Raw genomic sequence first — 19,884 nt, 5'->3', positions numbered from 1 at the left:
AGGACTTAATAGAGCCTTGTTTTATTCAACAGAGGCTCTCGTTTGGCACTCAAGAACCTTAAGCAACGACCAATACTTTACAAGTGTTGGTGCCACCGATAGTTTCCATCGCATCACCCTTGGTCATTAATACCAGGTCGCCACTTTTAAGGTAACCAGCCGCTGTGAGGGCTTCCAATGCTCTTTGAGCCAGGAGATCGGCACTGTGAACCGTAGAGTCAAAGTAGAAAGGCTGCACACCACGGTATAAAGCCATTTTAGCCAGAGTGACTTCATGGCGCGACAGGGCAAAAATTGGCAGCGCCGAGCTGATCCGTGACATCAGCTGTGGAGTCGCCCCCGATTCTGTCAGGGCAACGATAGCCTTAACACCTTCAAGGTGGTTAGCAGCGTACATGGTCGAAAGGGCAATCGTCTCTTCAACCGAGCTAAAACGCTCATCGAGACGGTGCTTAGACACCTGTACACTTGGGTGTGATTCGGCGCCAAGACAGACATTGGCCATAGCCAATACGGTTTCTTCTGGAAAATCACCGGCGGCAGTTTCTGCCGATAACATCACAGCGTCCGTACCATCAAGCACTGCGTTAGCTACGTCCATCACTTCGGCGCGGGTAGGCATTGGGCTGCTGATCATAGACTCCATCATCTGGGTCGCAGTGATCACGCTCTTGTTTAGTTGACGTGAACGGCTGATCAGTTTCTTCTGCACTGCCACCAGTGCCGCATCGCCAATCTCAACACCAAGATCGCCACGGGCAACCATCACAGCGTCAGACGCTAAAATCACATCATCCATCGCTTCATCGGAGGCAACGGCTTCTGCACGCTCAACTTTAGAGACGATTAAGGCGTTGCTACCTGCCTGACGGGCCAGTTCGCGAGCATAGTTTAGATCGGCGCCTGAGCGAGGGAAAGAGACGGCTAGGTAATCTACCTGAATATTGGCAGCAGTAATAATGTCCTGCTTATCTTTTTCAGTCAGCGCAGCAGCAGAGAGTCCACCGCCTTTCTTGTTGATCCCTTTGTTATTTGATAACGGGCCAGCAACAGTCACAGTCGTGAAGACTTTATTGCCTTCTACTTTTTCGACTTTTAACTGCACGCGACCATCATCGAGCATCAGAATATCGCCTAGGCTAACGTCCTGCGGCAGTTCCTTATAATCGATACCTACTTGATTTTCATCGCCTTGGCCTTTCTCAAGGTCGGCGTCTAAGATAAAGCTCTTACCTAAATCAAGCTGTACCTTCTTATTGTCCTTAAAGGTTGATACACGGATCTTTGGACCTTGCAGATCGCCTAATATCGCAACATGTACGCCAAGTTCTTTGGCGATGTTTCGCACGTCTGTAGCACGCTTAAGGTGATCTTCTGGTGAGCCGTGTGAGAAGTTGAGTCGAACAACGTTTGCACCCGCTTTGATAATACGACGTAGATTGTCGTCGCGATCGGTAGCTGGGCCGAGAGTGGTAACGATTTTGGTTCTTCGGAACATGTGATACTCCGTTTAATTTAAAATAACATCTGGCTTCATTTTAACAGACAGTCGTAAAAATTGTAGGAAAATTACAAACAAAATGACCTAGCTCAAGTTATTATTTTTGTGAGATACAACTCAATTAGAGCAATAATAGACCAAAAAAAAAGCGACCAGATAATTATGGTCGCTTTTTTATCGTTATAAAATGAGATTTAGAGGATCGGATCTTTATCGATACGTGATTCTTTTAATACCTCTTTAACCCGCTTGAGACTTTCTCTAAAACGTGGGCCGCGGCGTAGAGTAAAGCCGGTCGCGAGTACATCCACAATAACCAGCTGTGCCAGGCGAGAAGCCATGGGCAGATACATGTCTGTATCTTCAGGCACTTCCATGGTTACAGGCAGAGTACACTCGTTAGAGAGAGGCGAATTACGCGAGGTAATAGCGATAACAGCGGCTCCATTTTCTCTTGCAAGACGTGCTATATCAATCAAAGACTTAGTACGGCCTGTGTGAGAGATAAGTACCACAACATCGCCTTCACTGCTGTTAATGCAGCTCATGCGCTGCATCAACACATCGTCAAAACAGATCACTGGAACATTAAAGCGGAAGAACTTGTTTTGTGCATCGTGGGCAACAGAGGAGGAGGCGCCTAAACCAAAGAAGGAAATTTTCTTCGCCTGAGTCAGGATATCTACGGCTTTATTGATTGCAGCGGTATCCATGCTCTGTCTGGCAGTATCGAGTGCTGCCATTGATGATTCGAAAATCTTAGTTGTATAAGAGTCTGGGCTATCATCCTCTTCAACATGGCGGCTGACATAAGGGGTGCCGTTAGCCAGGCTCTGTGCCAGATGCAGTTTAAAGTCAGGGAACCCTTTGGTGTCTAAGCGACGACAGAAACGGTTTACCGTTGGCTCACTCACATCGGCCATCTTAGCTAAAGTCGCAATACTGGAGTGAATGGCTGTCTGTGGAGAAGCCAAGATCACCTCAGCGACTTTGCGCTCAGATTTACTGAATTGTGTTAGGCTTTTTTGTACCTTTTCTAGGGTATTCATATGCGTACATCCACTGGATAGTAATGTAATTATATTTATTCTTTTATGTCACTCAACAAACAAATAAAAGCTGCTAAAGTTTGCTATAGACAAGGAACCATGGTCGAACTGCGAAGCAAACTAACTACTATTTATAGTTAGTTAATATGAAAAATCATATCAGACTTTAGTGTCTTGTTACTAGTTTACTGATAGTACATTATTTACAAAATAATGGTGCAATAAATAAGTTATGTTGTTATATTACAACAATTATGCGAGACGATTCGGTTTTTCATCAAAATGATGAGGGATCGTGACTTAGGAGATTTGACCGCTATGGGCATGACATCAGCAGAAGCTAGGGCTTGTGATTTTGTACTGTTTGGAACCAAAGGCGATTTAGCTCGCCGTAAGTTGTTACCTTCTCTCTATCAGCTTGATAAGGCTGGTTTGCTTCATAAAGAAACTCAAGTGCTTGGCGTGGCAAAAGATGCCTTTAGCCAGGATGAGTTTCAAGAGTTAGTCGTAAAATCACTCAATAGCTTTGTCAAAGAGCCCTTATGTTCAGAAACGCTGGCTCGTTTTATTGAGCGTTGCTCCTATATAGGTACTAATTTTACCGAAGCCGAAGGATATAAAGCCTTCCATGAGGTGGTCGACCCGAGCAAACGAGTCATGGTCAACTACTTTGCCACGCCCCCGGCTATTTTCGGCGATATCTGTCGCTGTCTGCATGAACAAAATCTTATTACCCCAGAGACGCGCGTCGTCCTCGAAAAGCCAATCGGTTCGGATCTTGAATCCTCTAAAGTGATCAACGATCAGGTCAGTGCCTATTTCAACGAGAATCAGGTTTACCGTATCGACCATTATCTAGGTAAAGAAACGGTTCAGAATCTTATCGCTTTGCGTTTTGCCAACTCATTATTTGCCTCTAAGTGGGATAACCGGACTATCGATCATGTGCAGATCACGGTTGCCGAAGAGGTGGGTATCGAAGGCCGCTGGGGCTATTTCGATAAAGCCGGTCAGATGCGGGACATGATCCAAAATCATCTACTGCAGGTGTTAACCTTAGTTGCGATGGATCCGCCCGTGAATCTCGATGCCGACAGCATTCGCGATGAAAAAGTAAAAGTGCTCAAATCCCTGCGTAAGATAGATGCCGATAACATCTATGAAAATACCGTTCGCGGCCAATATTCATCAGGTTTCCTAAAAGGCAGTCCCGTACCTGGTTATTTGGAAGAGGAAGGCGCTAATACTCAATCTTATGCGGAAACCTTTGTTGCGCTGCGTGTCGACATAGATAACTGGCGTTGGGCTGGCGTACCATTTTATCTGCGAAGCGGAAAACGTATGCCAACCAAGAGTTCAGAGATTGTTGTTTATTTCAAGAATCCGCCCCATAACCTCTATCGTTCAAGTTATCGTAACCTGCCACCCAATAAGCTCACTATCCGTTTACAGCCCCATGAAGGTGTTGAAATTCAGATGATGAATAAGGTGCCGGGACTTGAGCAAAAACAGCGACTGCAAACCACTAAGTTGGATTTAAGTTTCTCCGATACTTTTAAAAATGATCGTATCGCCGATGCCTACGAGCGTCTGCTGCTTGAGGCCATGCTGGGTAATCAGGCCTTGTTCGTACGCCGTGATGAGGTGGAGCAAGCCTGGAAATGGGTCGATGGCATTATTCAGGCTTGGCTCCAGAGTAATGAGAAGCCTAAACCCTATCCTGCAGGTAGTTGGGGGCCAGTTGCATCAGTTGCTTTGATAGCCAAAGATGGCCGCTCCTGGGACGAGTAGGGGGGAATTCTGATGATTAAAGAATCTGTATTCAAATTATTTGATGATAAAAAAATGCTGGAATCGCAGCTGGCAGACCGCATCGCTGGGCAATTACAAGCGGCGATAGATGCCAGAGGCAAAGCCAGCCTGGTGGTTTCCGGTGGCTCGACCCCGCTAGCCCTGTTTGAGCTGCTCAGTCATAAGTCGATCGAGTGGGGCAGTGTTTATATCACTCTGGCCGATGAGCGCTGGGTCGATACACAGTCCGATGATTCCAACGAGAAACTGGTGCTTGAGCATTTATTACAAAATCGTGCAGCAAGCGCCAAGTTTCGTGGTCTAAAGAATATGTTCTCATCCCCAGAAACGGGGTGTGATATGACGATAGAACAGTTAGCTAACTTGCCGAAACCCTTCGACGTTGTAGTGGTGGGGATGGGGAATGACGGCCATACTTGCTCATGGTTCCCTTGTTCGGCGGAGATAGAGCAGGCGTTATCGACGAACGCTTTATGCTTGGCGGTCAACCCAACCACGGCACCCCATGCCAGGATCACCATTTCTAAGAAAGGCATACTCGCCAGCCGCCAAATTTATTTACACATAGTTGGTGAACAAAAGCTAGCCGTTTACCGCAAGGCGCTCGAAAGTGATGATGCGTTGACCATGCCGATCCGTGCAGTACTCGCGCAACGTCATACACCCGTTGATGTTTATTGGAGCGCTTAAGGAGTTTTTATGCACACAGTAGTACAGACAGTAACCGATAGAATCATTGAGCGTAGTAAACATACCCGTGCTCAGTATCTCAAAGCACTTGATGAGGCCAAGTTTAATGGTGTTCATCGCAGCAGTTTAAGCTGTGGTAATTTAGCCCATGGTTTTGCGGCCTGCAGTCCTGCTGACAAGAGTGCAATTAAGGCCTTAACCAAGGCCAACATAGGCATAGTCACCGCATTCAATGACATGCTTTCTGCGCACCAACCTTACGAAACTTATCCTCAATTATTGAAAGATGCCTGTCATGAAGTAGGCAGTGTCGCCCAAGTCGCTGCGGGTGTGCCAGCCATGTGTGATGGTGTGACTCAGGGGCAGCCTGGCATGGAGCTCAGTTTGCTTAGCCGCGAAGTGATCGCCATGTCTACGGCTGTGGGCTTATCCCATAATATGTTTGATGGGGCATTGTTACTTGGGATCTGTGACAAGATTGTCCCAGGCTTACTGATTGGAGCCCTCAGTTTTGGTCATCTGCCTATGCTGTTTGTACCAGCAGGGCCGATGCGTTCGGGGATTCCCAATAAAGAAAAGGCGAGAGTTAGACAGCAGTTTGCTCAAGGCTTAGCGGATCGCGCTGCATTGCTCGATGCCGAGTCTAAGTCATATCACAGTGCGGGAACTTGTACTTTCTACGGTACGGCAAACAGTAATCAGTTAATGCTTGAAGTGATGGGACTGCAACTGCCGGGTTCCTCTTTTGTTAATCCTGACGATCCACTGCGCGAAGCCTTAAACAAAATGGCGGCAAAACAGGTGTGTCGCCTGACAGAGATGGGCACTCAGTATACGCCTATCGGTGAAGTGGTTAATGAAAAATCGATTGTCAATGGCATAGTTGCACTCTTGGCAACCGGTGGTTCAACCAATTTGACAATGCATATAGTCGCTGCAGCAAGAGCAGCTGGCATTATTGTAAACTGGGATGATTTTTCCGAGCTTTCCGATGCCGTGCCGCTGTTAGCAAGGGTTTATCCCAATGGCCATGCCGATATCAACCATTTCCATGCTGCTGGCGGTATGGCGCTGCTGATAAAAGAGCTGCTTGATGCCAATTTATTGCATGAAGATGTGAATACTGTGGCTGGCTTTGGTCTGCGCCGTTATACCCAGGAGCCTCGTCTACTCGACAATGAGCTGGTTTGGGTCGAAGGGCCGAGCGAGTCACTGGATAAAGAGGTCTTGACCTCAGTATCTCAGCCTTTCCAGAACAATGGTGGTTTAAAACTGCTTAAGGGTAACCTCGGCCGAGCGGTGATAAAGGTTTCTGCAGTTGCTGAGCAGCACCGTGTTGTCGAAGCGCCTGCGCTGGTGATCGACGATCAAAACAAACTGGAGCAACTCTTTAAAGCTGGTGAGCTTGATAAAGATTGCGTGGTGGTGGTGAAAGGTCAGGGCCCTAAAGCCATAGGTATGCCAGAGCTGCACAAACTCACCCCCATTTTAGGCTCCCAGCAGGATAAAGGCTTTAAGGTCGCACTATTGACTGATGGCCGTATGTCCGGCGCATCGGGCAAGGTGCCGGCGGCGATCCATTTAACACCAGAAGCGTTAGAGGGTGGCCTTATTGCCAAAATACACGATGGCGATCTGATCCGCGTCGATGCGAATACGGGTGAAGTCAGCCTCTTGGTTGACCAGGCTGTACTCGATGCCAGGGAAGCCGAGCGCGTTAATCTGCGTCCTTCTAGTTACGGCATGGGGCGTGAGCTGTTCGCCGCCTTGCGTTCAAATTTCAGTAGTCCTGAGACCGGTGCTCGCAGCACAACGGCCATAGACGAAAATTATTAATCCTTGAGGAAGAGAAAGCATGGCTAAGAATAATTGGTCAATTCAACCAGAAGATATTTTTAAACGCAGCCCAATCGTTCCTGTGATGGTGATTAATAAGATTGAAGATGCGGTTCCCTTAGCCCGAGCCCTAGTCGCCGGTGGGATAAGCGTACTTGAAGTGACATTAAGAACTCCTTGCGCGCTGGAGGCCATCACTAAGATTGCCCAGGAAGTACCTGAGGCGATAGTAGGCGCCGGGACTATCTTAAATGAATTACAGCTAGCTCAAGCAGTAGAGGCGGGAGCCCAGTTTGTTATCACCCCGGGTGCTACCACTGAATTGCTTAAGGCGGCTATGTCTGGCTCTGTGCCTTTGATCCCTGGGGTTGCGAGCATCTCTGAGGTGATGGCGGGTATGGCTTTGGGTTACACCAACTTTAAGTTTTTCCCTGCAGAAGCCTCTGGTGGCGTTAATGCGCTGAAGGCTTTCGCTGGCCCGCTAAAGGGGATCCGTTTCTGTCCAACAGGCGGGATCAGCCCAAGTAATTACAAAGATTATCTGGCGCTCAGCAATGTTGATTGCATTGGCGGCAGCTGGATTGCACCAACAGATGCGATGGAGCAGGGCGATTGGCAGCGAATTACTCAGTTGTGTAAAGATGCGATTTCGGGTATTTAGGTCTTATTGCTGATTAAAAACCTCTGCTAACTTAGATTTAGCAGAGGTTTTTTACATTTTACATCTGTATGACAAAAGCTAAGTTGGCTATGCCGTTAATGGGTCGGCGCGACTCCAACTTGGGGTCTCATATTGGGTGAATAGTGATAATCTTCTTTGCTCTGCCAGATCTTGTATCTTAATACTGAGCCCTCTGGCAGATAAAACAGCTTAGGTAAGCGACTGTCGTAAGCTAAAGTGATGGCGTCAGGTAGAGCTATAAATTGGCTTTTTGTCATCTGCTGCAGGCAGGCCATTCTAGTACTTGCACCTAGCTTTAGGCTATTAAGGCGATAGTAGGGATAACCCCATCCAGGCAGACTCTGCTCTGTTATGTTGCCAATCAATCTGTGTTTATTGCAGTCAAGCTGCGCCGTGATGCCTATCTCAATTTCAATCTTATAGCGAGTTTCGTCAGCTAGCTTCTCTAAGGTAAGCAGATGTAGCTCCATGCCAGTATCGGGTATGGGGAACATCTTGATAGTATCTGGCAGCGCCTTAGTATCATGCGCGAAAACGTCGATTGTGATTGGGTTTGAAGGGTTTTGCTCTGGTTTAGGTAGTGTCCTGGCAAATGTCGAAGTGCTAAGGCAAATGAGTGCGGCGCTTAGACAAAACAGCGTGCTGGCTAAGGCAAGTTGTTTAAGTGAGATAAAGTAAGCTTTCATACTGACTCCTGTAGTGAACTGGGTTCTCTGTTTGTAACTGATTTTATATTCGCTTTTCAGCGTTACTTCTGACGAAGTACTTCTAATAAAATGCTTTTCAATTAAAGCGTTTCTCTTGAAGAGTTGGAGCTATAAACGCAGGAGTGAGTAAAAAGGGTTAAAGGTGAGTGTATATTTTTACTTTGATAGTCAAAGTAATTCATTTATGATTGTTTGACTTTCAAAGTAAGTGCGTCAAAGTAAGTACAGCAAAACAAGCGTATAAGTCGCATTCAATCTACAAGGATGGCATATGGCCCTTCAAAAACATGGTATCGAATCCTGGCAACACTCACATCAATTTGCCAAGATCAACAGTAGTGGTGAACGTAATACCCGATATGTGCTCTATTTGACTCTAGTCACTATGGTGGCTGAAATTGTCGCCGGAACGCTCTATGGTTCGATGGCGCTCTTGGCCGATGGATGGCACATGGGAACTCATGCTGCGGCGTTTCTGATCACCTTATTCGCTTATTACTATGCAAGAAAATATGCCGATGATCCCAAGTATGCTTTTGGCACGGGAAAGGTGAGCGTGTTGGGTGGATTTACCAGTGCGATAGCATTAGGCCTAGTGGCACTTTTGATGGTTGTTGAGTCGGTTAGCCGCTTATTAAACCCTGAAAACATTCATTTTAATGAGGCCATTTTGGTCGCCTTTATCGGCCTGACTGTCAATGTGGTATCTGTGTTTCTGTTGAAAGATCATCACAGTCATGATTATCATCACCATCATCACCATCATCACTCTCATGGACACCATCACCATGCTCACGCTCATAATGATGAGCATGAGCATGAGCATGAGCATGAGCATGAACACGGACATCATCACGGACATGACCATAATCTGAGAGCGGCCTATTTCCATGTGCTTGCGGATGCCTTGACGTCCTTACTTGCCATTGGCGCCTTACTCTTTGGTAAGTATCTGGGCTTAACTTGGCTTGACCCTGTGATGGGCATTGTCGGCGCCGTCATCATTACTAGTTGGGCATGGGGCTTAGTCAAGCAGACGGGCCCAATTTTGCTCGATGCCAGTATCGATCCAAAGTATGTTGAGAAAATTGTCCAATGTGTCGAAGATGAGAGGGATCATCAGGTGAGCGACATTCATGTGTGGCCTGTGAGTGCCGATCACCATGCTGCCGTGATCTCGATTGTGAGTCATGAGCCTAAATCGGCCGAGTATTTTAAAGCGAAACTCAGTCGCTTCAATCGTATCCATCATCTGACCGTTGAGGTCTTTACCTGCGATTGCTCGTCTCAATCGGCCGTTTCCAGTGTTAAATGATGGTGGAGGCGAGATGAAACAGGCACAAGATAGATTAAGCCATGAAATTGTAGAGTTTTATGAAAAGCTCTCCTCCTGGGAGGCTTCGGTGGTCAAAGACACAGGTTACTCGCTGCCCCAGATCCACGCCGTTGAGATCTTAGGGGCTAACGGCGCCATGCGGATGAAAGAGTTGGCTGAGAAGATGGGGATCACCACAGGCACCCTGACGGTACAGATAGACAAGATGGAGCAGGCGGGCTTGGTCATTCGCAAGGCCCATCAAGCCGATCGCCGCGCGATTCTTGTGGATTTAACTGACGTCGGTTTAGGGATCTATAAAGAGCATGACCAGTTGCATCATGGGCTGACTAATCAGATCACGGCCAAATTCAGTGATCAAGAGCTGCAGCTGTTATTGCAGTTCTTTGAACAGATGAATCGGGAGTTCTGAGTTTTACGCCACTTTCGTTTATTCTCCTTAGCTTATCGCTGAAATCTGTGCTTATTGGGCAGATTTTAGCGGCATATCCATCTTGATCAGCTGCTCTTCCATATCGAAGGTCACGGTAAAGCCAAGGCTCTTAGCCAGATTGGCCATATTGCGATTCTCGAACATAGTGAAACCCGTCAGCAGCTCTGTATCATTGGTCTTATAGTAGCTGATCAACTTTTCCAGTAATAGTTTTCCTATGCCAAGCCCTTGATGATCGCTGCGAACCGCCATGGCAAATTCGGCTTCGGTATTGTCAGGGTCTATCGATGCACGCACAGCGCCCAAGGTAATGTCATCCCCATCTTCACCTTTTGTGGTGGCAATAAAGGCCATCTCTCTGGCGTAATCTATCTGAGTTAATACTGCCATCTCCTCATGGGTCATCTTAGAACGCACACCAAAATAGCGTTTATATCTGTCCTCATCGGAGAGAGAATTATCGAACGCCAGGTGTTTGGGCTCATCCTCGGGCAAAATCGGGCGCAGCATGATCTCGAGCCCATTCTTTAAGGTGGCATACTGCTCCAGCTCTTTGGGATAGGGGCTAATAGCCAGGCGGTTAGTATTATCTGACGGGCAGGTTTGCAGCTGAATATTCACATCCAATAGGGTGATCTGCTCACCGGCGCACAGCACAGGATTAAGATCCAGCGCGGCAATTTCAGGGCAATCTATGATGAGGTGAGAGATCTGGGTCAGCATGACACACAGGGCATGCATGTTCAGTCCGAGCGGCAGGTGCCTGTCTTTTAGCTTATGACTTTTTAGTGCCTGGATCACCATATAACGTGCCAGCGCCATATTCAGTGGCGGCAGGGCAACGGCCGCGTCTGTGGTAGGTTGCCATTCAGAGCCTCCTTCACCGAGGAAGATGGCCGGGCCAAATACGGGATCGCTAAGAACCGCAACGCGGATCTCTTGTGCGCCTGCGGTCAGCGCCATTTTCTGTACGATAAGTCCCTCTATTGTGGCGCTCTGATCTAGGCTGTGGACCCGATTTATCATGGCATTCGCCGCCTGTTTGACCTCATCGGCACTGGTGAGATTTAGCATCACCCCTTGAACATCAGACTTATAATGGATATCCGGTGACTGCACCTTAAGGGCGACAGGGTAACCAATCTGCTCGGCAATGCTGACGGCATGCTCAGCATCCTTACTGAAATGGGTCTCTATGGTATTAAGGCCATAGGCGGCCAAGATTCGGCTCGACTCATGGGTCTCAAGTACCCGTTTATTCTTATCCAAGGCCTCATTGAGCAGTTGTCTGGCCAGGGTTGCATCTGTGGGAATGTTATCGGGAATAGATTGTGGTACTTCCTGAAGCAGCTTCTGATTGCGCCGAAATTCCACCATATGCATAAATGCCCCGACCGCACCTCCGGGTGTGCGGTAGGTGGGAATGCTCGCCTTATTAAACAGTTTGCGGGCTCGATAGGCAGAGTCTTCGCCACTCCAGTTAGTTAAGATATTGACCCTGTTACGGTTAGGATGGCTCGCTATCACATTAACAATCCCCTCCGCTATCTCCATGCTGTCTCCCAGTGCCGACGGCGAGTGGAGTATTAAGATGGCATCGGCTATGTTGGCATCCATTAGAATTTTAAGACTGTCGCAGTAACGTTTGGCATCGGCATCACCGCCGATATCGATAGGATTTTGCCCTGACCAAGTATTAGGCAATAAGTTGTCGAGCGCCTCAATGGTATCTTTCTCCAACAGGGCCGCTTTGCCTCCAGCCAGCATCAACTGATCGAGAGCCAGCACGGCAGGGCCACCGCCATTGGTTAAAATGGCGAGTCGCTCGCCCTGCAGCGGCGATGAGTGTGCAATCGTCTCCAAGGCGGCAAATAGCTCAACTAAATCATTGACCCTAAGCATCCCTGCGCGGCGAAATGCCGCTTCATAAACGGCGTCATTACCGCCAATTCCCCCCGTATGCAGCTTGGCGGCGGTTGTCCCCTCCATGCTGCGGCCAGATTTGATCACTAAGATGGGCTTGTTTCTGGCAGCAGCTCTCGCGGCAGAGAGGAAATGACGTTTCTCATTGATTGAGTCGATATAGAGCATGATGGCACTGGTGCGGCCATCGCGGCCAAGAAAATCCAGTAACTCGTCGAAATCTATGTCTGTGGCATCGCCCAATGAGATGAAAGAGGAGAAGCCTATGCCCTTATTATTGGCCCAATCGAGCACGGTTGTGCAGATGGCCGATGATTGAGACACGAAGGCGATTTTACCGGGCAGGGCACTGGTATGAGCCAGGCTGGCATTGAGCCCGATATTGGGTAGCATCATGCCAAGACTATTGGGGCCGAGTAAACGCATGCCGTAGCGTTTGGCATGGGCTCGGGTCAACTCGAGTAAATTATTACCCTCTTCATCCGATTGCAGTGCCATTGCTGAGGCAAGGATGATGGCGACCTTACAACCAAACTGAGCCAGTCGCTCTACTATGGCCGGCACTTTCGTTGCCGCTGTGCAGATAATGGCCAGATCGGGCTTCATCGGCAGGGCTTCGATGCTGGGGTAGGCAAGTACCCCTTGCACAGCTTCATATTTTGGGGTCACGGGCATGATGGGACCTGAAAAGCCACCGGAGAGCAAGTTACGCATCACAACATTGCCAGCACGATTTTTGCCATTGGATGCGCCAATAATGGCGACCGATCTCGGTTTAAATAAAGAGGGTAGGGTCCGTTGACTCATTTTTATCTCCCGTGACATCGCTTTGTAGAGACTAAGCGCCGCAAATGAGTGTAACTCAGTTAAACAATTTTCTGTAGAAATTTAACGGGATAACTAATTTTTTACTGAATGTACTTCTAAAACTAGTTCTGAATTTAGTGTAGGTAAATGTTGAAAGTCATTAGCTGGTTTGTTGGTTCGTTTCACGCACTAAGTTGACGTCATTAGCCCATGTCACAAGGGGCGAGTGCGTTTCACAAGGTCACAGATAATTCAAATGTTATAGGGTCGATTAAGAATAGTTAAAAATAGTATTTCAACCTAAATAAAATTATCGTAGTATTGTAGTACAATTATAGTTTGTTATTGTCATATGCATAATGTTATGGGGATAAAGATGTCTTATGCTTTAGGGTTAGATTTTGGTTCAGACTCAGTTCGGGCCTTGTTAGTCGATACAACAAATGGGGCAGAGCTTGCTACCCATGTTGTTTACTACCCACGCTGGAGTAAAGGATTGTATTGCGATCCTGTGTCTAGCCAATTCCGTCAACACCCCCTAGATTACACTGAATCTTTGATTGAGGCGGTTAATGGTTTGTGGTCCCAACTACCAGCTGGCGCCGCTGAAAAAGTGTGTGGTTTATGTTTCGATACCACAGGCTCGACGCCTATCGCGATTGATGAGCAAGGCGTAGCCTTAGCCCTAAAGCCTGAGTTTGCTGAAAACCCTAATGCCATGTTTGTGCTGTGGAAAGATCACTGCGCCATTAAAGAAGCTCAGGAGATCACTGCCGCTGCCAATGCCAACGACATTAACTATCTCAAGTATGAAGGCGGCATTTACTCTTCTGAATGGTTCTGGGCCAAGGCGCTTTATGTGCTGCGTCAGGACAAGAGAGTGCGCGATGCAGCTTATGCTTGGGTTGAACACTGTGACTGGATGACGGCGCTGTTAACCGGCACAAATCATCCTGACAAGTTAATTGCTGGGCGTTGCGCCGCGGGTCACAAAGTAATGTGGCACGAAAGCTGGGGCGGTTATCCACCTAATGATTTCTTTGTCGGCATCGATCCACTGCTCGATGGTCTGCGTGACCGTTTACCCAAAGAGACCCGAACTGCCGACACTGTCTGTGGCAAATTGACCGACGAGTGGGCGGAAAAACTGGGGCTGTCAACCGATGTAGTGGTCTCTTTCAGTGCCTTTGACTGTCACGCTGGCGCGATTGGTGCCAATGTTAAACCCGGCGTACTCACCAAAGTGATGGGAACTTCTACCTGTGATATCACCATCGCCTCTTATGAGGATATTGGCGATCGTTGTATCAAGGGGATCTGTGGTCAGGTCGATGGCTCTGTCATGCCTGGCATGATTGGACTCGAAGCAGGGCAGAGCGCCTTTGGCGATCTCTACGCCTGGTTCAAGAATGTCCTGTGTTGGCCACTGAAAAATGTGGCCACATCCACCATTGTCGATGAAGCGACAAAGGCTAAACTGGTAGAAGAGATCGAAGGGCAAATTTTACGTCAGCTTGGCGATGCGGCCAGTCAACTGCCTATTAGTGTTAACGACATTGTGGCCCTAGATTGGGTCAATGGTCGCCGTACACCGGATGCGGATCAATCGGTTGCTATGGCGATAAGTGGGCTGAACATGGGCAGTCAGGCGCCGCAGATTTTTAAAGCGCTAGTTGAAGCTACCGCCTTTGGCGCCAAAGCCATTATTGACCGTTTTGTCGAGGAAGGGGTGGCCATTAATCAGGTGGTAACCATAGGCGGGATCTCCAAGAAATCGGATTTCGTCATGCAAACCTGCGCCGATGTCTGGAACTGTCCAATCGATGTGCTTGAGAGTGAGCAGAGCTGCGCTTTAGGTGCGGCCATCTATGCCGCCACAGCCGCCGGTGTTTTCCCAAGTGTGCATGTCGCACAAGAGGTGATGGCATCGAAAGTGGTGAAAACCTATCAGCCTAATGCCGAAAACGCCGAGATTTATCAATCCCTTTATCAGGGTTATATCAAGCTAGGTCAATTTGTCGATGGGGGAGAAGCTTAATGTATTATCGTGAGTTAAGACAGCAAGTGTATGAAGCCAACATGGAACTCGAGAAGCGTAAGTTGGTGACTTACACCTTTGGTAACGTATCTCAGGTAGACCGTCAACATGGGGTGATCGCCATTAAACCCAGTGGCATACCCTATGAAGATTTAAAGGTTGAAGATATCGTTATCGTCGATCTGGAAAATAATGTGGTCGATGGTCACTTAAATCCCTCATCGGATACTAAGACACATACTTATCTGTATCGTCAGTGGGATAGCATAGGCGGTGTGACCCATACCCATTCGACCTATGCCACCGCTTGGGCACAGGCTCAGCTGCCTATCCCTTGTTATGGTACGACCCATGCCGATTATGTTTATGGTGAGATCCCTTGTACGGCTGTGATGCGTGACGATCAGATCGCTCGGGACTATGAAGAGGAAACAGGCGTACAGATTTTAGAATGTTTTGCCGATCGCACACCTAAAGAATCGCCTATGGTAATAGTGGCAGGACATGCGCCTTTTACCTGGGGAGACAGTGCCGCTAAATCAGTTTATCACGCCGTCTTGCTCGAAGAGATCGCGAGAATGGCATATTTAACCAAGACCTTAGCCCCAAGTGTGGGTGCATTAAAGCAAGGGATCCTGGATAAACACTATTTGCGTAAACACGGTAAGAACGCCTACTACGGGCAGTCAAAATAAGCCGTTGACCAGTTTAATTGGAGTAAAAGATCATGAATCCTATGTCTAAAAAGCAAGTCTGGTTTATCACAGGTTCTCAAGACCTGTATGGGCCAAAAGTATTGGAACAAGTGGCTAAAAATAGCCAGGAGATCGTTGCCGGTTTTAATCAATCAAGTCTGATCGGTACCGAGGTAGTTTATCAGCCAACGGTTAAGTCACCACGTGAGATCTATGCGGTCTGTCAGGCGGCAAACAGCGATGCAAACTGTATCGGTGTGATTTTGTGGATGCACACCTTCTCACCCGCCAAGATGTGGATCGCCGGTCTTAATGAGCTGAGCAAGCCATTTATGCACTTGCATACTCAGTTCCATGCTGAGCTGCCTTGGTCTGAAATCAACATGAACTACATGAATACTCACCAGAGTGCTCATGGCTGTCGTGAATTTGGTTTCATCGGCACCCGCATGCGCAAAGAGCGTAAAGTGGTTGTGGGTCACTGGAACACAAACGCTGTACAGACTGAAGTGGACGACTGGTGCCGCGCCGCAGCAGGTTGGCATGAGAGCCGTAACCTCAAAGTTGCACGCTTTGGTGACAACATGCGTCAAGTGGCTGTGACTGAAGGTGACAAGGTAGCAGCCCAGATCCAGTTTGGTTATGAAGTTAACGCCCACAGCTTAGGCGAACTGAACGAAGCTATTGAAGCCGTTGTTGAGGCTGATATCAACGCGTTAATCGAGAATTATCGCCAGGATTATCAGATCAATGAGTCTGTGTTCACCGATGATTTCCAGCTAGATAAATTACGCAAAGAAGCGCGTATCGAAGTGGGAATGAAAAACTTCCTAGTTGCTGGTCAGTATGGCGCTTTCACCAACTGTTTTGAAAACTTAACCGGTATGACAGGCCTGCCAGGACTGGCGACTCAACGCCTGATGTCTCAAGGTTTTGGTTACGGCGGTGAGGGTGACTGGAAAACGGCTGCCATGGTTCGCATCATGAAAGTAATGGGTGAAGGCCGTAATGGCGGCACCTCATTCATGGAAGACTACACCTATAACTTTGGCGCGACCGATCAAGTATTAGGTGCGCACATGTTAGAAGTGTGTCCATCGATTGCTGCAGCAAAACCTCGTCTTGAGGTGCATCTGCACACTATTGGTCTGCGCTGCGATGTACCGCGTCTGTTGTTTACCGGTAAAGCGGGTCCTGCTATTAACGTATCGACAATCGATATGGGTAACCGTTTCCGTATTATCCTTAACGAGTTAGATACTGTCACACCACCAGAAGATACACCACATCTGCCAGTGGCTTCTGCGCTGTGGGAGCCTAAGCCGAATCTATCAGTTGCCGCAGCAGCTTGGATCCATGCTGGTGGCGCTCACCACTCAGCCTACAGTCAGTCGGTTAGCACAGACAACATAGTTGATTTCGCTGAGATAGCCGGTGCTGAGCTGGTGATCATCGATGAAAATACCAATATTCGTCAGCTTAAGAATGAACTGAGACACAATTCAGTTTATTATGGTCTGGCACGAGGTCTGTAAGCTCGGATCTTGATCCAAATAGCCGCCTTTATGGCGGCTATTTATTTTGTACCAGTTTATTTTTTGGGGTTTTATGTATAACGAATTTGATGCAATTATCTTTGATATGGACGGTACGCTAGTCGACAGCGGCCAGCTCCATGAAGTGGCCTGGAGAGAAACCCTGTCTCATTTTCAGATCCCAATAGATGCGCCGCTTATGCGCTCTCTAGCCGGTGTCCCTACTGTGGAGACCATAGAGATCCTCAAGAAGCATTTTAATGTCACCACAAGTGAAAGCAATCAGGCGATCAACGACTTTAAAGAGGCGATTGTACGCAAGATCATGCACCAGCATGTCAACCCCACGTGTTTGATTGACTTTGCCAAACAGAATCACGGGGTCAGACCTATGGCGGTCGGCACTGGGGCGTACACTCAGGAGGCGGTTGAGATCTTAACTCTGTGCGGCCTTATCGATCTTGTGGATCACATAGTGGGTGCCGATCAAGTCAATGCACCTAAGCCTGCGCCTGATACCTTCTTGCGCTGCGCCGAGTTAATGGGCGTTAAACCTGAAAACTGTGTGGTATTTGAAGATGCCAAGCTAGGGATAGAGGCAGCGCAGCGCGCCGGTATGGCTGTGGTGGATGTGTTGGCGGAGCTTGGGATAGAGAACGACTATTTTCGCCAATAACACAATTTATCATATATGATGATTTATCTGAGCCAAGTATCTATAGCTCTTGGGTTTTATGCTTAAATCCTGTTATTAATTCATTGTAATAAAAGAAGTATCCCATTAAGATTGGCGTTGAAAAACAAATGAGGATTAAAGGCTCTTGCACAGGCGCATTCGTGATTAATCCCTAAGCGATAATTTAAAATCATCATATTAATCAACACTTAGCTGAGCCTGTTTGTACTTTGTTCCTATGTAAGTTTTCGGGTGTTCAGGATGAAAATGAGAGGGCGTGATGGCGAATCATGTAAGTAATAGACCACAAAATATTCACACTTGGGTAGCGAGTGAGCTAGGTTCACGTATCGTCAGTGGTTATTACGCGCCAGGTGAGTACATCCCTAACGAAATCACCATTTGTGAGGAGCTTGAAGTCTCCCGTACATCCTTGCGTGAGGCATTTAAGGTGCTTACGGCGAAAGGTTTGATCGAGTCGCGGCCTAAACTGGGAACCCGTATTCGAGAGCGCCGTTATTGGAACATGTTCGACCCTGTTATCTTAGGCTGGTTCTCAGAGTCCAAGCCTTCACCAGAGTTCTACACATCGCTTTATGAAATACGTGCCGTGTTTGAACCTGCCGCCGCAGAGCTAGCCGCGAAAAAATGCACGCCAGAGCAGTTAGAGCAGATCAAAGAGTGTTACTACAAGATGGAGAATGCCGAGCTGGGTACAGATGAGATCTATACCACGGACATCGACTTTCACATGGCTATTCTCGATGGTACCAACAATGAGTTTATGGTTTCCCTTGGGGGATCGATTCAGTCGGCTTTGCTGCAAGTGTTTAGAGTCAGTAGTAACTTTGCCGATGATTTTACCGAGTCTCTGCCGGGGCATAAGGCGATTTATACTGCGATAGAAGCCGGTGACAGCGAAGGCGCCAAAGCGGCGATGACGAGTCTGCTATCGACCTCTCAAGAGACAGTAAACAAGAACGTTGATAGCCGTAAAAATTAGCCGCTCAGATAAAGGGTCAAGTATCACACAAAAAAATGCCTAACTTATGTTAGGCATTTTTTTATGACTCAGTCAGATAGGCTGACATTATTGGGCTTGTGTGATCCCTTTCGTTGTCATATGGATAAGCTTAATAGTGCCATCTTCATTGTAATAAAGCGGATCGATAGCAACAGCACGTCTAAATTCACCGCCACCATCTTGAGAAGCCCCAGTGTGGTAGATGAAATAATCTTTGCCCTTAAACTCAATAATTGCCTGATGGTTGGTCGGTGAGTTACCGGCAACTTCATTTAATAAGCCCTGATACTTCCAGGGACCATGAATACTGTCGCTAGTGGCATAGGCAATTTTTTCAGGGAAACCTGAAGCATACGAAAGATAATAGGTTTTACCTTTTTTATGCACCCAGAGCGCCTCGGTGAAATCTGGAATGTCGATAGCATGGATAGGGCCATCGAGTTCTATCATATTGTCTTTAAGCTTGGCATATCTGGGTTTAGTGTTGCCCCAGAAAATATACGCCTGACCATCATCATCGATAAAGGCAGCCGGATCGATATCATCCCAGTCAATCTCAGTATCTGTAGTCATATCGTTAGTAATTAACGCCGTGCCTCTGGCATCCTTAAAGGGGCCTAAAGGTGAATCAGCAACGGCAACACCGATAGCAAATCCATTAATGGTGGCGTGACGAGCAGTCACATACCAGTAGAATTTATTATCTTTTTCAATCACGTGAGCAGCCCAAGCATCTCCTTTTGCCCAGCTGAAATCTTTAGTCGCAAGCTTGGGACCATGGGCTTCCCAGTTGACCATATCTTTAGAGCTGAATACTAGCCAGTCATGCATCTCAAAGAAAACACGGTTGTCTTTGGCTTCATCATGGCCAGTGTAAAGGTAGACTGTATCGTCATGGACGATCGCTGCGGGATCGGCGGTAAAAACATCGTTAAATAACGGGTTTGCGGCAAATACACTGGTGCTAAAAGTTAAGCACAGTCCCAAAATGCATTTTTTCATAAATCCTCTATTGTAATCCTGCTTTTTAGTATTATAGTAATACCAATAGTTTTGCACATACGCAACGACCCTTAAAGTAAAACTTCACAAAAAATGTCGTTAGCGTGATTTCACTCTGTTTAACGCCCGAACATTAGC

General features: G+C 47.5%; 16 protein-coding genes. 11 read left to right on the top strand and 5 right to left on the bottom strand.

What is annotated here, in order from left to right; all coding sequences use genetic code 11:
- Positions 1-58: 58 nt before the first annotated feature.
- Positions 59-1,498: a pyruvate kinase gene (gene pyk / locus LZP69_RS04920; protein WP_234199078.1), complete on the bottom strand. Its 1,440-nt coding sequence runs from the start codon at positions 1,496-1,498 to the stop codon at positions 59-61.
- Between the two features lie 197 nt (positions 1,499-1,695).
- Positions 1,696-2,550, bottom strand: a complete 855-nt coding sequence (locus LZP69_RS04915; protein WP_234199077.1) for a MurR/RpiR family transcriptional regulator — start codon at positions 2,548-2,550, stop codon at positions 1,696-1,698.
- Between the two features lie 318 nt (positions 2,551-2,868).
- On the opposite strand from LZP69_RS04915, the gene zwf reads away from it, so the two are divergent.
- Genes zwf through LZP69_RS04895 form a run of 4 tightly spaced genes read left to right on the top strand, consistent with a single transcriptional unit; the run spans position 2,869 to position 7,549 of the window.
- Positions 2,869-4,341, top strand: a complete 1,473-nt coding sequence (gene zwf / locus LZP69_RS04910; protein WP_234199076.1) for a glucose-6-phosphate dehydrogenase — start codon at positions 2,869-2,871, stop codon at positions 4,339-4,341.
- A 12-nt stretch (positions 4,342-4,353) separates the two neighbouring features.
- Positions 4,354-5,052, top strand: a complete 699-nt coding sequence (gene pgl, locus LZP69_RS04905; RefSeq protein WP_234199075.1) for a 6-phosphogluconolactonase — start codon at positions 4,354-4,356, stop codon at positions 5,050-5,052.
- A gap of 9 nt (positions 5,053-5,061) precedes the next feature.
- A complete protein-coding gene (edd, locus tag LZP69_RS04900; RefSeq protein WP_234199074.1) occupies positions 5,062-6,888 on the top strand; it encodes a phosphogluconate dehydratase in 1,827 nt (608 codons plus the stop codon).
- A 19-nt stretch (positions 6,889-6,907) separates the two neighbouring features.
- Positions 6,908-7,549 carry a bifunctional 4-hydroxy-2-oxoglutarate aldolase/2-dehydro-3-deoxy-phosphogluconate aldolase gene (locus LZP69_RS04895; RefSeq protein WP_234199073.1) on the top strand — a complete coding sequence of 214 codons (642 nt, stop codon included), beginning with the start codon at positions 6,908-6,910 and terminating at the stop codon, positions 7,547-7,549.
- Positions 7,550-7,644: 95 nt separating this feature from the next.
- Here LZP69_RS04895 and eco read toward each other — a convergent pair whose 3' ends face one another.
- Positions 7,645-8,256, bottom strand: a complete 612-nt coding sequence (eco, locus tag LZP69_RS04890; RefSeq protein WP_234199072.1) for a serine protease inhibitor ecotin — start codon at positions 8,254-8,256, stop codon at positions 7,645-7,647.
- 292 nt (positions 8,257-8,548) lie between these two features.
- Here eco and dmeF point away from each other — a divergent pair, with 292 nt between their 5' ends.
- Both dmeF and LZP69_RS04880 read left to right on the top strand, forming a co-directional pair.
- Complete coding sequence (gene dmeF / locus LZP69_RS04885; RefSeq protein WP_234199071.1) at positions 8,549-9,592, top strand: CDF family Co(II)/Ni(II) efflux transporter DmeF; 1,044 nt, start codon at positions 8,549-8,551, stop codon at positions 9,590-9,592.
- A gap of 13 nt (positions 9,593-9,605) precedes the next feature.
- Positions 9,606-10,025 (top strand): MarR family winged helix-turn-helix transcriptional regulator, encoded by a 420-nt coding sequence (locus tag LZP69_RS04880; protein WP_234199070.1) that lies wholly within the window; start codon positions 9,606-9,608, stop codon positions 10,023-10,025.
- Between the two features lie 51 nt (positions 10,026-10,076).
- Here the strand turns inward: LZP69_RS04880 and LZP69_RS04875 are convergent, their stop codons facing one another.
- Positions 10,077-12,776: a bifunctional acetate--CoA ligase family protein/GNAT family N-acetyltransferase gene (locus LZP69_RS04875; RefSeq protein WP_234199069.1), complete on the bottom strand. Its 2,700-nt coding sequence runs from the start codon at positions 12,774-12,776 to the stop codon at positions 10,077-10,079.
- 352 nt (positions 12,777-13,128) lie between these two features.
- Between LZP69_RS04875 and LZP69_RS04870 the strand changes: the two genes are divergently transcribed.
- The 5 genes from LZP69_RS04870 (at position 13,129) to LZP69_RS04850 (ending at position 18,723) form a co-directional block, all read left to right on the top strand.
- Positions 13,129-14,814 (top strand): ribulokinase, encoded by a 1,686-nt coding sequence (locus tag LZP69_RS04870; RefSeq protein ID WP_234199068.1) that lies wholly within the window; start codon positions 13,129-13,131, stop codon positions 14,812-14,814.
- Positions 14,814-15,509 carry an L-ribulose-5-phosphate 4-epimerase gene (locus LZP69_RS04865; protein ID WP_234199067.1) on the top strand — a complete coding sequence of 232 codons (696 nt, stop codon included), beginning with the start codon at positions 14,814-14,816 and terminating at the stop codon, positions 15,507-15,509. Before LZP69_RS04870 ends, LZP69_RS04865 begins: the two co-directional genes overlap by 1 nt.
- A gap of 32 nt (positions 15,510-15,541) precedes the next feature.
- The gene (araA, locus tag LZP69_RS04860; protein WP_234199066.1) at positions 15,542-17,044 is read left to right on the top strand and encodes an L-arabinose isomerase; all 1,503 of its coding nucleotides are present in this window, start codon (positions 15,542-15,544) and stop codon (positions 17,042-17,044) included.
- 73 nt (positions 17,045-17,117) lie between these two features.
- A complete protein-coding gene (locus LZP69_RS04855) occupies positions 17,118-17,720 on the top strand; it encodes a beta-phosphoglucomutase family hydrolase (protein ID WP_234199065.1) in 603 nt (200 codons plus the stop codon).
- Positions 17,721-18,000: 280 nt separating this feature from the next.
- A complete protein-coding gene (locus LZP69_RS04850; protein WP_234199064.1) occupies positions 18,001-18,723 on the top strand; it encodes a FadR/GntR family transcriptional regulator in 723 nt (240 codons plus the stop codon).
- An 87-nt stretch (positions 18,724-18,810) separates the two neighbouring features.
- On the opposite strand, the gene LZP69_RS04845 is transcribed toward LZP69_RS04850, so the two are convergent.
- Positions 18,811-19,746 carry a glycoside hydrolase family 43 protein gene (locus tag LZP69_RS04845; RefSeq protein WP_234199063.1) on the bottom strand — a complete coding sequence of 312 codons (936 nt, stop codon included), beginning with the start codon at positions 19,744-19,746 and terminating at the stop codon, positions 18,811-18,813.
- Positions 19,747-19,884 lie beyond the last annotated feature (138 nt).

Source organism: Shewanella sp. AS1, assembly GCF_021412565.1.
GTDB lineage: Bacteria > Pseudomonadota > Gammaproteobacteria > Enterobacterales > Shewanellaceae > Shewanella.
This window is presented reverse-complemented; position numbering and strand designations above follow the sequence as displayed.

Bases quoted from the DNA above. Each gene is read 5' to 3' on its own strand.
- LZP69_RS04870 (WP_234199068.1), top strand. From the start codon at position 13,129: ATGCATAATGTTATGGGGATAAAGATGTCTTATGCTTTAGGGTTAGAT.
- LZP69_RS04895 (WP_234199073.1), top strand. From the start codon at position 6,908: ATGGCTAAGAATAATTGGTCAATTCAACCAGAAGATATTTTTAAACGC.
- LZP69_RS04875 (WP_234199069.1), bottom strand. From the start codon at position 12,776: ATGAGTCAACGGACCCTACCCTCTTTATTTAAACCGAGATCGGTCGCC.
- LZP69_RS04850 (WP_234199064.1), top strand. From the start codon at position 18,001: ATGGCGAATCATGTAAGTAATAGACCACAAAATATTCACACTTGGGTA.
- dmeF (WP_234199071.1), top strand. From the start codon at position 8,549: ATGGCCCTTCAAAAACATGGTATCGAATCCTGGCAACACTCACATCAA.
- eco (WP_234199072.1), bottom strand. From the start codon at position 8,256: ATGAAAGCTTACTTTATCTCACTTAAACAACTTGCCTTAGCCAGCACG.
- pgl (WP_234199075.1), top strand. From the start codon at position 4,354: ATGATTAAAGAATCTGTATTCAAATTATTTGATGATAAAAAAATGCTG.
- LZP69_RS04915 (WP_234199077.1), bottom strand. From the start codon at position 2,550: ATGAATACCCTAGAAAAGGTACAAAAAAGCCTAACACAATTCAGTAAA.
- pyk (WP_234199078.1), bottom strand. From the start codon at position 1,498: ATGTTCCGAAGAACCAAAATCGTTACCACTCTCGGCCCAGCTACCGAT.
- LZP69_RS04865 (WP_234199067.1), top strand. From the start codon at position 14,814: ATGTATTATCGTGAGTTAAGACAGCAAGTGTATGAAGCCAACATGGAA.
- LZP69_RS04845 (WP_234199063.1), bottom strand. From the start codon at position 19,746: ATGAAAAAATGCATTTTGGGACTGTGCTTAACTTTTAGCACCAGTGTA.
- zwf (WP_234199076.1), top strand. From the start codon at position 2,869: ATGGGCATGACATCAGCAGAAGCTAGGGCTTGTGATTTTGTACTGTTT.
- LZP69_RS04880 (WP_234199070.1), top strand. From the start codon at position 9,606: ATGAAACAGGCACAAGATAGATTAAGCCATGAAATTGTAGAGTTTTAT.
- edd (WP_234199074.1), top strand. From the start codon at position 5,062: ATGCACACAGTAGTACAGACAGTAACCGATAGAATCATTGAGCGTAGT.
- araA (WP_234199066.1), top strand. From the start codon at position 15,542: ATGAATCCTATGTCTAAAAAGCAAGTCTGGTTTATCACAGGTTCTCAA.
- LZP69_RS04855 (WP_234199065.1), top strand. From the start codon at position 17,118: ATGTATAACGAATTTGATGCAATTATCTTTGATATGGACGGTACGCTA.